We start from the raw sequence: 12003 nt of genomic DNA on the forward strand, positions 1-12003 counted from the left end.
CCCGATCGGGTGAACGGGAAAGGAGCGGAAGTTGCGGCAGCATTAGGACTGGCAGCAAGATGCCACCCTCGCCCGCGTCGCGTCACCCGTCCGCGCGGGCCCGCCGCCCGCCGCGGGCAGGCCCCGGCGCGCGGCGCTGGGCGCCCTGCGCAACATGTATCTTTGACCGGGACTGTAAGGAGACCTGCGTGCTGCCCGAGGTAAGTGTTGTCGTCATCGTCTACAACGACGCGGACCGTCTGCCGACCGCGGTCGAGTCGGTCCTGTCCCAGAGCCTCCGCAACGTGGAGGTGGTCATCGTGGACGACTGCAGCACGGACGGCAGTTACGACGTGGCCCGGTCGCTCGCCTCACGCGACCCGCAGCGCGTCGGCGCGCACCAACTCCCGAGCAACAGCGGCGGATGCGGCGGCCCGCGCAACCACGGCATCACCAAAGCCCGTGGCCGCTATGTGATGTTCCTCGACAGCGACGACGTGCTGGAGCACGACGCCTGCCGCAACATGCTGGAGGCGGCCGACCGCACCGGTGCGGACCTGGTGTCCGGTCTGTGCGTGCGCGTCTACACCGACAGCCGCAACGGGAAGACCTCCGAGTGGTACCCGTGGCTGTACGACCGCACCCGCACCGTCGACTCGATCACCGAACTGCCCGATCTGTTCGTGTTCGACACGCTTTCGACGAACAAGTGCTATCGCCGTGAATTCCTGTTGGAGAACAACCTGGAATTCCCGGTCGGTATTCACTACGAAGACCTCCTCTTCTCGGCGCAGGCATATCTCGCGGCGGGCCGCATCACGCTGATCCCCAATTGGGTCTACTCGTGGAACGTCGTCGAGAAGACGGCCAACGCGTCCATCAGCAACCGGCGCAGCGAGATCAACAACTTCGTGCACCGGCTGGAAATCCACCGGCGAATCGACGCGTTGCTCGACGAACGCGGTCTGAGCGCTCTGCGGCACCACAAGCACGTAAAGTTCCTCAAGCACGACCTCATGCTCTACATGCGGGACCTGCCGTTCCTCAACGAGGAGTACCGGGACCACTTCTCGGAGATGGTCCGCGAGTACCTCGACGGCATGCCGCCCGAGCTGTACGACCTGTTGCTGCCCATCCACCGCATCTGCGCGCTGCTGCTGGTGCGGGACGACTGGGCCAACCTGATGCCGGCCATAGACACGCTGCTCAACCGCAACAAGCTCTCCTCGCCCCTGGTGGAGCGCGACGGCCGGGTCTTCTGGTGCTCCGAGCACCTGGACGACCCGCTGGCCCGCAGCATCCTCGACGTGACCGACGAGGGCTACCACAGCAAGGCGCTGACCAAGCTGTTCCTGCGCAACACCCTGACCCGCTACGAGCACCGCGACGGCGTGCTGCTGCTCGGCGGGCGCATCGTCAACCCGCTGGGCCGCATCAGCCCCGACGCGCAGCTGTCGGCGCGGATCGAGCTGGGTGCGCGCCGCCGCAGCCTGCAGACCTTCCGCTTCCCGGTGCGCCAGGTCCGGGTGGACGGGGACGGCATCGAGTGGCAGGCCGTGGTCGACCTGCGCCGCCGCTTCCACCCGGTCGGCGTGGTCGACAACGTCTGGGACATCGCCGTCCTGCTGACCGTGGACGGCGAGGAGACCAGGACCCGGCTGTCCACCGGCGGCATGCAGCTGGAGGACTCCCTGCCGGTGCTGCCGCGGCTCACCCGCTTCACCGCCGACCGGCTGCGCCCCGAGGTCTCGGTCAAGGGCCACCTCGCGTTCGTGGTCACCGCCGAACGGCCCGCCGCACGACGCACCCAGGAGCTGGTCGGCAAGGGCATCAAGACACCGGCCGGCCGGGTGGCGATCTCCACGATCCGTGCCGCCCGCAAGGCCAAGCGGGAGCTGTCGTCGCACGAGAGCAAGGTGCGGCTCTACCACGAGATGACCCGCCGCCTGCCGGTCCGCAAGGGCACCGTGGTCTTCGAGTCGCACATGGGCAAGCAGTACAGCGACAGCCCCCGCGCGATCTACGAGGAGCTGCGCCGCCGCAACGTGCCGATCACGCCGATCTGGGTCTACTCGCAGTCGACCGCGGGGTTCCCGAAGGACGTGGAGCTGGTCAAGCGCTGGTCGTGGCAGTACCTGCGGGCGCTCGCCCAGGCCGAGTACTGGGTGGACAACCAGGGCTTCCCGCTGGACTTCGGCAAGCGCCCGGAGACCACGTACGTGCAGACCTGGCACGGCACCGCACTCAAGCGGATGGGCTTCGACGAGCCCAACCAGAAGCTGCTGGACGCCGCGGGCCGCAAGAAGTTCCAGAACGCCATCGACCGCTTCGACCACTTCCTGGTCCGCGGCGACCACGACATGCGCACGCTGGTGCGGGCGTTCAACGTCCCCGCCGCCAAGGTGCTGCGCAGCGGCTACCCGCGCAACGACGCCCTGGTCCACCAGGCCCAGGAGGACGAGCGGTTCGGCGCGCCGCAGCGGGACGCCCAGATCCAGGCGCTGGCCGAGCGGCTGGGCGTGCCGGAGGGCCGCAAGGTCCTGCTCTACGCGCCGACGTTCCGCGCCGCCCCGGACGGCGAGGTCAAGCGCTTCGAGTTCCCCTTCGACGTGGACCGCTTCGCCGACCGCTTCGGCGACCGGTACACCCTGCTGATCCGCACGCACTACCTCAACAACGTGGTGCTGCCGCCGTCGGTGCGCGGCCGGGTGATCGACGTCAGCGACGAGCACGACGTGACCCCGCTCTACCGGCTGGCGGACGGACTGATCACGGACTACTCGTCGGTGATGTTCGACTACTCCCTGCTGAACCGCCCGATGGTGTTCTACGCGTACGACTGGCACGAGTACGCCGAGGACCTGCGCGGCACCTACTTCGATCTGCGGGAGCAGGCGCCGGGCCCCTTCGTGGAGTCCGAGGGGGAGTTGTTCGACACGCTGGAGGACCTGGCGACGGTGGCCACGGAGTGGGCCGGGGTGCGCCAGCGGTTCGCCAAGGAATTCGGTGAGTGCGACACCGGCAGCGCGGCCGAGCAGGTCGTGGACGCGGTGTTCGGCCAGGAGGGCACGCGATGAGTCGGCTGCGGGACATCTTCTTCGTGGCTAACGAGGTGGACGAGACCGGTGGTGTGGCCAGCTGGCAGCACCAGATGGCGGGGCTCTTCCACGAACGCGGCCACCGGGTGCACGTCATCGGCATCGCCCCGGCGCACTTCCCGATGCGCAGGCCGGCCCCGCCGTACCGGACCACCACGCTCTACGGTGTGCGTCCGCCCTCCCCGGTCCGGCTGACCGGCCGCAACCGGGTCAACGTCACCGTGCGCCGTCAGGAGGCGGCCCGCGAGCAGGAGCGGCGGCGGCAGGCGGAGCGGCTGTCGCGGATGTTCCGTGACGCGGCGCCCGGAGCGGTCATCATCGTGCCGCAGGTGTGGGCGATGGAGTGGGTCGGCCTGGCCGACACCGCCGGCCACCTGGTGATCGGCATGAGCCACGAGTCGTTCGAGGCGAGTGAGAACTCCTCGCGGCTGCGGCGTGGCTTGGAGCACTGGGCGGGCGTCGACCGGCTGCTGGCGCTGACCGCGGAGGACGCGGACCAGTGGATCCGCGAGGGCATGAACAACGTGGGCTTCATGCCCAACCCGCTGCCGCTGACCACCGACACCCCGTCGACGCGCGACGCCAAGGTGGTCGTCAGCATCGGCCGCCTCTCCCCGGAGAAGGGCGTCGACATGCTGCTGGAGGCGTGGGCCGAGGCGGCGCCGTCCCACCCCGACTGGCTGCTGCGGATCTACGGCACCGGTGACGAGGAGGCCGCGTTGCACAAGCAGTGCGCCGACCTCGGGCTCAACGGCTCGGTGGAGTGGGCCGGGCACACCGCCGACGTGCCGAGCGCGCTGCGCGGGGCGTCGGTGTTCGTGCAGTCCTCGCGCTCCGAGGGCTTCCCGCTCACCGTCCTGGAGGCCATGTCCTTCGCGGTGCCCCCGGTCGCCTTCGACTGCGCTCCCGGTGTGCACGAGATCATCGACGACGGGGTGGACGGCCTGCTGGTCCGGCCCGGCAACACCGGTGAACTCGCTCGCCAGCTCGGCCGCCTGATGGATGATCAGGAACTGCGGGACGGGATGGGCGAGAAGGCCAGGGTCGACGTCGAGCGGTACGCGCCGCAGCGGATCGCCGACCGCTGGGAAGAGCTCTTCGCGTTCCTCGAGCGCTGACGGCACCGCCCGCGCCGACGGTTCCGGGGCCCTGACGGCCCGTCGGCCGGAAAGCGACGCGGCACCCGGCGCTCGCGCGCCGGGTGCTGGGCCGCGCCCCGATCACCTGCCACAATCGTCCGGAATGGTCCGAAGCCTGATCAGGTGCGGCGATTTCCCGAGGTGGCCCGTGCGGCGTCCAGTGTTCTCGCGTGTCCGATCCGTCCTGGTGGCGGCCGTCCTGGTGGGCGGCTCCGTGCTCGCCGCGCCGGGGGCCACGGTGCCACGGGCCGCGGCCGACCCCGCCGGGGAGTACCCGGACCTGGCACCCGTCCCCCCGATGGGATGGAACGACTGGTCGTACTACACCTGCGGTGTCACCGAGCAGGACGTGCTCGCCAACGCGGCGGCGCTGGTGCGCACGGGCCTGGCGGCCAAGGGGTACCGCACGGTCACCACCGACGACTGCTGGATGGCGCCCCAGCGCGACGCCCACGGCGACCTGACCGCCGATCCGGCCAAGTTCCCGCACGGCATGGCCTGGCTGGGCCGGCAGTTGCACGGGATGGGGCTGCGCTTCGGGATCTACGAGGACGCCGGGACGAAGACCTGCGAGGGCTTCCCCGGCAGCATGGACCACTACGCGCAGGACGCGGCGCTGTTCGCCCGGTGGGGCGTGGACTACGTCAAGCTCGACGGCTGCAACGTGCCGACGGCGGCCGGGCGGACCAAGGAGCAGACCTACCGCTCGGTCTACCAGCGGATGAGCGACGCCCTGATGGCCACCGGCCGCCCGATGGTCTTCTCGGTGTCGGCGCCCGCCTACTTCCAGTACGACGGCGACGCCGTCTGGCACCAGGTCATCGGCTGGTCGGGGCAGGTGGGAAACCTGTGGCGGGAGGGCCGCGACATCGCGCTGGGCAGCTTCCCCGCGGACAAGAAGTGGGCGTCGATCACCTACAACTACGCGTACAACGCCGCCCTCGCCGGTCTTCAGCGCCCGGGCCGCTGGAACGACCCCGACTTCCTGCTCGCCGGTGACTCCGGCCTGACCACCGACGAGATGAACAGCCAGATGTGCCTGTGGGCGGTGATGGCCGCGCCGTTGATCTCCAGCACCGACCTGACCGCGCTGAGCCCGGCCGCGCTGGGCGTGCTGGGCAACCGCGCGGTGATCGCGGTGGACCAGGACCCGCTGGGGGTGCAGGGGCGGGTGGTCGACCAGGGCCAGGACTACGCGGTGCTGGTCAAGCCGCTGGTGCACGGAGCCAGGGCGGTGGCGCTGTTCAACCCGGGCAGCACACCGCGCGAGATCACGACGACGGTCACGAAGGCGGGTCTGCCGGCCGGGTCCTACGAGGTGCGGGACCTGCTGACCGGCCACCGGAGCAGGACGTCGGGGGTGATCTCCGCGACGGTGGCGCCGCACGCCACGGCGCTGCTGCGGGTCGGTGGGTGACGGACCCCACACGCGCGAACCTCGCCGGTCCGGGGGGTGCGACGGTACGGTCGCCGGGCCCCGGTCACGGCTTGACGACCCCGGAGTCCGGGCACAGGAAGGCACGGTATCGTTTCAACGTCGTCGCCGCGTACGCCCCGCTCCGATGGAGCACTGCGGGCTCATACGTACCGGATATGTCCTCGAACGAAAGCACCCCCGCGTGAATCGACTAGTCGAGTCCCCGGCAGCGGCGGTCAGTCCGGATGCGGGACTGAGCCCCAAGGAACTGGCTGCCAAGTACGGCCTTGCGGTGAGCAACGCACGCCCGCCGCTGCGCGAGTACACCCGCCAGCTGTGGGCTCGTCGACACTTCATCACGGCGTTCGCCACCGCGCGACTGACCGCGATGTACACCACGGCCCGGCTCGGCCAGGCCTGGCAGGTCATGACGCCGCTGCTGAACGCGGCCGTCTACTACCTGATCTTCGGCATCCTTCTCGGCACCAGCCGCGGCACCCCGAACTTCATCCCGTACCTGTGCACGGGCATCTTCGTCTTCACCTTCACCCAGAGCGCGGTGCTCAGCGGCACCCGGTCGATCGCCGACAACCTCGGCCTGATCCGCGCGCTGTACTTCCCGCGCGCCTGCCTGCCGATCGCCTTCACCGTGATCCAGCTCCAGCAGCTGGTGTTCTCCATGGGCGTGCTCGGCGCGATCGTGCTGCTGACCGGTGTGCCGTTCACCGTGAACTGGTTCCTGATCCTGCCCGCGCTGCTGCTGCAGTCCGTGTTCAACGCCGGACTCGCGATGACCATGGCGCGGATCGGCTCCAAGGCGACCGACACCGCGCAGCTGATGCCGTTCATCCTGCGCACCTGGATGTACGTCTCCGGGGTGTTCTACAACCTGAGCGTCTTCACCGCTCACGCGCCGCACTGGGTGGCGCGGATCCTGAACTGCAACCCGGCGCTCATCTACATCGAGCTGATGCGTCACGCGCTGATCGACACCGTGACCTCGGCGAGCCTGCCTCCGCACGTGTGGCCGCTCGCCGCCTTCTGGGCCGTTTTCGCCGGTATCGCCGGGTATGTCTTCTTCTGGAAGGCGGAGGAGGAATACGGACGTGGCTGACGTCACCAACGCCACCGAGACCGTGGTGGCCGACGGCGCGCCGACCACCGAGTCGGGGACCTCGCTGGTAACCGAGCCGGGTCAGGCCACCCCTGTACTGGAGCCGGGCAAGGTGCCGACCGTCGTCGTCGACGACGTGCACATCGTGTACAAGATCCACGGCGCCGGGTCCGGCAAGGGCAGCGCGACCGGCGCCCTGAGCCGGCTGGTCTCGCGCAAGACCTCCCCGACCATCCGCGAGGTGCACGCCGTCAAGGGCGTGACCTTCGTCGCCTACAAGGGCGAGGCGGTCGGCCTGATCGGCTCCAACGGCTCCGGCAAGTCGACCATCCTGCGGGCCATCGCCGGCCTCCTGCCGCCGGAGAAGGGCTGCGTCTACACCCAGGGCCAGCCGTCGCTGCTGGGCGTCAACGCCGCCATGATGAACGACCTGACCGGCGAGAAGAACGTCGTCCTGGGCTGCCTGGCCATGGGCATGCCCTACGCCGAGGTCCGCGAGCGGTACGAGGGCATCGTCGACTTCTCCGGCATCAACGAGCGCGGCGACTTCATCTCGCTGCCGATGCGGACGTACTCCTCCGGTATGGCGGCGCGGCTGCGGTTCTCCATCGCGGCGGCCAAGAGCCACGACGTGCTGCTCATCGACGAGGCCCTGGCCACCGGTGACGCCCGCTTCCAGCGGCGCAGCGAGGACCGCATCCGTGAGCTGCGCGAGGAGGCGGGAACGGTCTTCCTCGTCAGCCACAACAACACGGCGATCCGCGACACCTGCGAGCGCACGATCTGGCTGGAGTCCGGGATCATCCGTATGGACGGCCCGACCGAAGAGGTCGTGGACGCGTACGAGGAGTACATGGGCAAGAAGAAGTAGCCTGCCCGCGGGCACCGCCCACCCCTGACCGTCCGACCGCCGTCCAGCAGAGGTACCCACGCATGGAAGCCGTAGCGCCCGAGGAAGTCGGCGAGGCGTCGCCGGTCACCACACCGGCGGGGGACGAGGACAGCGGCTTCCCGGCCGCGGTGCGCCGCGCCGTGGCCGGGTGGCGCAGCGGCGGGGTGGGCCACCGGGCCGCCGTGGCAGCCGCCGCGGTGTCGGTGCTGCTGCTCCTGCTGCTGGCGGTCCGGCTGCCGTGGGCGGGCGACCTGGGCATCCACGCCGCGACCGTGGACCGGCTGCGGACCGACCTGACCGATCCGGGTGACCCGCTGGTCAAGGCGGACGTCGACAGCCCGTACTTCTCGCCGTGGATGCTGACGCTGGCCGTGCTGGCCCGGGTCACCGGGCTCGCCACCTTCACCGTGCTGCGCTTCGCCGCCCTCGTCGGCCTGGTGCTCGTGGTGACGGGTGTCGGCCACTTCACGCGGACCTTCACCCGGCACCGCGCGGCGGTACCGCTCGCGGTGCTCAGCGTGCTGTTCCTCCAGGGCTGGACCGCGTTCGCCTGGAGCGGCTTCCCCGGACTGCTCTCCCTCGGGCTCTGCCTGGCCTACCCCAGCACCCTGGCCATCGGCATCGCCTTCCACCTGTGGGCGCTGCTGCGCAAGGGCCTGGAGCGGCGCTGGGGCTGGGGACCGTTCCTCTGGCTGGGCCTGCTGCTGGGCGCGCAGATGCTCATCCACCAGTTCACCGGGCTCGTCACGGTCCTGGGGCTGCTGTCGATCCTGCTGGGGGCGCGGCCCTGGCCGGACCGCACGACGTGGCTGCGGGTGGGGGCGGGCTGCGCGGTGGCCCTGGCCCTGGTGCTGGCCTGGCCGTACTACTCGTTCTTCTCCCTGCTGAGCGCGGGGAACCTCAACCCCATCCACCGCGCCCTGTACCAGCACCTGTGGAGCCATTACGGCCTGGTGCTGCTCGGGGTGGCGGCGCTGGCGCTGCGGCTGCGGCGGGACCGCAGGGACCCGCTGGTGCTGTTCTTCGTGCTGGGGGCGGTGCCGTTCGCGCTGGGCGGGCTGACCCACCAGTGGGCCTGGGCCCGGGTCCTGCCCGCGGTGATGCTGCCGGCGCAGATCGCCCTGGCCGTCGAGGTCACCCGCGTCCGCGGCACGCGGTGGGCCCGGGCGTCCTTCGCCGCGGTGACGGCCGTCGTCCTGCTGGCCGGTGCCTGGGCGCAGGCCGGGACGCTCAACTACGTCCTGCGGCCGCAGGCCCTGCCCTCCTCGCTGGCGGACCGGCCCTATCCGAAGCCGTGGCCCTCGGTGACCTGGGCGACGCACTACGTGCGGCCCGGGCAGGTCGTGATGACCGGGGACTACTACGTGCTGCGGATGCTCCCGGCGTACGGCCCGTACACCGTGGAGTCGGCCTACCCGGACTTCTTCCTCCCGGACGAGCAGCAGCGCGCCGACGCCACCAAGCGGTACTTCGCGGCGCACACCACGCCCGCGCAGCGCGCCGCCGTCCTCGCCCACTACGGCGTGCGCTGGGTGGTGGCCCCGGTCGGGTACCACGGGCTGGCCACCGACCCGTCGCTGGTGGCGAAGGCCACCGATCCCGCGCACCGCCTGCGGCTGTACGAAGTCCGCAGCACCGCCGCCGCGCGGGGCTGAGTAAGCTTGCTCCCCATGACGTGGTTGATCACAGGCGGTGCGGGGTACATCGGGGCGCACGTCGCCCTCACCATGGCGGGTGCCGGGGAGCGGGTCGTCGTCCTCGACGACCTCTCGACGGGCCTGCCGGAGCGGTTGCCCCAGCAGATCCCGCTGGTCGAGGGCTCCACGCTGGACCGTGCGGCGCTGGACAAGGTGATCGCCGAGCACGGGGTGACCGGCGTGGTGCACCTGGCGGCCAAGAAGCAGGTCCCCGAGTCGGTCGCCGACCCGCTGAAGTACTACCGGGAGAACGTGCAGGGCCTGGAGACGCTGCTGGGCGCCTGCGCGGACGGCGGGGTGAAGCGGTTCGTCTTCTCCTCCTCCGCGGCCGTCTACGGCATGCCGGACGTCGACCTGGTCACCGAGGACACCCCCTGCCTGCCGATCAACCCGTACGGCGAGACCAAGCTCGCCGGTGAGTGGCTGGTGCGCGCGGCGGGCAAGGCGCACGGCATCGGCACGGTCTGCCTGCGGTACTTCAACGTGGCGGGCGCGGCGGCCCCGGAGCTGGCCGACGTCGGCGTGTTCAACCTGGTGCCGATGGTGTTCGAGAAGCTGGACGAGGGTCAGGCGCCGCGGATCTTCGGCGACGACTACCCGACGCCGGACGGCACCTGCGTGCGCGACTTCATCCACGTCCAGGACATCGCCTCGGCCCACCTGGCCGCCGCGCGGCGGCTGGCGGACGGCGCCACCGGCGACCTGACCGTCAACATCGGCCGTGGCGAAGGGGTTTCGGTCGCCGAGATGGTCGAGCGCATCGGCCGGCACACCGGCCGCACCGACGCGGCGCCGCTGGTCGAGCCGCGCCGCGCGGGCGACCCGGCCCGGGTGGTGGCCTCCGCCGAGCGGATCGAGAAGGAGCTGGGCTGGTCGGCCCGGTACGACGTGGACGAGATGATCGCCTCGGCGTGGGCGGGCTGGCGCCTGCGGCACGACCGCGGCTGAACTCCCGTACAGGACAACGGCGAAGGGCGGCGCACCGCGAGGTGCGCCGCCCTTGCGCGTGCCGGGCGGGAAGGCCGCTAGCGGCGCTTCAGGCGGCGCCGTACGACGTCCAGGGCCCCGCGGACGCCGGGGGCGAGCCGGAGCGCCAGGGCGCCGTCCACGGTCGCGTACGGCTGCGCCAGCAGCGCCCCGCCGCGCACGCTGGGCACGACGGTGCGGCGCAGGCCCCGGCGCACCGCCTGCGGGGTGGTCTCCAGGCGTTCGCCGCCCGCGCAGCGCAGGGTCAACTTCAGGTCGCGCACGGCGAGTTCGCCGGTGGCGAGCGCGGCCAGGTCGAGCGGCGCCTCGGCGGTCCAGCCCTCCCCCGCCGGGTACGCGGCCAGGTCGGCGGTGCGGGTCTGCACCACCTCGCCGGCGACCCGGTCGTGGACGCGGACCTCGACGGCGAGCGGGCGGGCCGCGGCGAGCCGCCCGTACAGGTCGTGGACGCGCAGGCGCAGCCGGGTGCGCAGCGCGCCGGGTTCGAGCAACGCCTCGACGGTGAACGGCAGTTCGTCCAGCGGGCAGTCCGCCAGGTCGTCCAGGCCGACCTGCGGCAGGTCGGCGCTCCAGCCCTTGGCCGCGTACGGCGGCAGCAGGCGCGGCGGGCGGGCGGCGAGCGCGGCGAGCCTCGGCAGGTCGCGCGGCTGCTCGGAGGCGAGCAGGACGCCCGCGATCAGCCGGGCGGGCAGCGGCGCCGCCGCGATGTCGGCGGGGTCGAAGCCGCCCACGTAGTCGCGGGCCAGCCGCCACCACTCGCGGCGGTACTCCTCGCCGCGTCCGCCGAGTTCGCGCACGTACATGCGCACGGAGCGGTCCAGGAAGCTCGCGCGGGCGGCACGCGCCAGCGCTGCCTCGCCCGCGGCGGTGTGGACGGCGACGACCTGGCGGTGCGCCTCGACGCGCGCGCGCCAGTTGTCGACGCCCGCGCGGTCCAGCGAGATCGACAGCCGCTCGGCGCCGCGGCGCACGTGCCAGACGTAGACGGTCGCGGGGATGAGGGCGACCCGGGGACCTGCGGCCAGCACGCGGGCGGTGAAGACGAAGTCCTCGTAGGTGAACCTGCCGTCGGGGAAGCGCAGTTCGCGCTCCCGGAGGAAGTCCGTGCGGTAGAGCTTGTTGACGCACAGGGTGTCGTCGGCGAGCCGGGGGTCGTCGGCGGGGCGGTCGATCACCCGTGCCCCGGTGTGCAGTTCGGGCCGCCAGGGCGTCTCGCGGCCGTCGGGCAGCTCGCGGCGCACGCACGATCCGGCGGTGACGTCGGCGTCGTTGGCGCGGGCGGCGGTCAGCAGCGCGTCCACCGCGCCGGGCGGCAGCACGTCGTCGCTGTCGAGGAACATCACGTACGGGGAGGCGGCCGCCGCGATCCCGTCGTTGCGCGGGGTGCCGCAGCCCCCGCTGTTGGTCTCCCTGCGCAGCACCCGCACCCGGGGGTCCTCGGCCGCGAGGCGGTCCATGACGTCCGCGGTGCCGTCGCCGGAGTGGTCGTCGACCGCGACGACCTCGGCCACCGCCGGGCCCTGGCCGAGCGCGGAGCGGATGGCGTCGCCGACGAGCGCGGCGTCGTCGTAGGCGATCACGACGACCGTCACGGCGGGGGCGGCGGGGGCCGCGGGACCCGCGGGGGGGGGGGGGGTTATCGCGGGCAAACCAAAAACGGCCGGGGCGCCCCCCCCCCCC

At 71.6% G+C, this 12003-nt stretch carries 8 protein-coding genes; 7 read left to right on the top strand and 1 reads right to left on the bottom strand.

All coding sequences use genetic code 11. The features are described 5' to 3' along the window. The first annotated feature begins 191 nt into the window (after window positions 1–191). The 7 genes from K7472_RS26940 (at window position 192) to galE (ending at window position 10284) form a co-directional block, all read left to right on the top strand. Complete coding sequence (locus K7472_RS26940; protein ID WP_252396310.1) at window positions 192–3056, top strand: bifunctional glycosyltransferase/CDP-glycerol:glycerophosphate glycerophosphotransferase; 2865 nt, start codon at window positions 192–194, stop codon at window positions 3054–3056. Then, entirely contained in the window at window positions 3053–4195 is a 1143-nt protein-coding gene (locus K7472_RS26945) for a glycosyltransferase (RefSeq protein WP_222981177.1), read from the top strand. The genes K7472_RS26940 and K7472_RS26945 overlap by 4 nt, the downstream gene beginning before the upstream one ends. 169 nt (window positions 4196–4364) lie before the next feature. Next, window positions 4365–5633, top strand: a complete 1269-nt coding sequence (locus K7472_RS26950) for a glycoside hydrolase family 27 protein (RefSeq protein WP_308014102.1) — start codon at window positions 4365–4367, stop codon at window positions 5631–5633. A 292-nt stretch (window positions 5634–5925) separates the two neighbouring features. After that, window positions 5926–6747: an ABC transporter permease gene (locus K7472_RS26955; RefSeq protein ID WP_308014103.1), complete on the top strand. Its 822-nt coding sequence runs from the start codon at window positions 5926–5928 to the stop codon at window positions 6745–6747. A gap of 64 nt (window positions 6748–6811) precedes the next feature. Continuing rightward, window positions 6812–7618 (top strand): ABC transporter ATP-binding protein, encoded by an 807-nt coding sequence (locus K7472_RS26960; RefSeq protein ID WP_252396312.1) that lies wholly within the window; start codon window positions 6812–6814, stop codon window positions 7616–7618. Window positions 7619–7680: 62 nt separating this feature from the next. Further along, the gene (locus K7472_RS26965; protein ID WP_222981181.1) at window positions 7681–9294 is read left to right on the top strand and encodes a glycosyltransferase family protein; all 1614 of its coding nucleotides are present in this window, start codon (window positions 7681–7683) and stop codon (window positions 9292–9294) included. A 15-nt stretch (window positions 9295–9309) separates the two neighbouring features. Then, window positions 9310–10284, top strand: a complete 975-nt coding sequence (gene galE / locus K7472_RS26970) for a UDP-glucose 4-epimerase GalE (RefSeq protein ID WP_222981182.1) — start codon at window positions 9310–9312, stop codon at window positions 10282–10284. 77 nt (window positions 10285–10361) lie between these two features. Here galE and K7472_RS26975 read toward each other — a convergent pair whose 3' ends face one another. Continuing rightward, window positions 10362–11915 carry a glycosyltransferase family 2 protein gene (locus K7472_RS26975; RefSeq protein WP_222981183.1) on the bottom strand — a complete coding sequence of 518 codons (1554 nt, stop codon included), beginning with the start codon at window positions 11913–11915 and terminating at the stop codon, window positions 10362–10364. Window positions 11916–12003 lie beyond the last annotated feature (88 nt).

Origin of the sequence: Streptantibioticus parmotrematis (genome assembly GCF_019890615.1) — a bacterium.
Taxonomy (GTDB): domain Bacteria; phylum Actinomycetota; class Actinomycetes; order Streptomycetales; family Streptomycetaceae; genus Streptantibioticus_D; species Streptantibioticus_D parmotrematis.

Bases quoted from the DNA above. Each gene is read 5' to 3' on its own strand.
- galE (WP_222981182.1), top strand. From the start codon at position 9,310: ATGACGTGGTTGATCACAGGCGGTGCGGGGTACATCGGGGCGCACGTC.
- K7472_RS26965 (WP_222981181.1), top strand. From the start codon at position 7,681: ATGGAAGCCGTAGCGCCCGAGGAAGTCGGCGAGGCGTCGCCGGTCACC.
- K7472_RS26945 (WP_222981177.1), top strand. From the start codon at position 3,053: ATGAGTCGGCTGCGGGACATCTTCTTCGTGGCTAACGAGGTGGACGAG.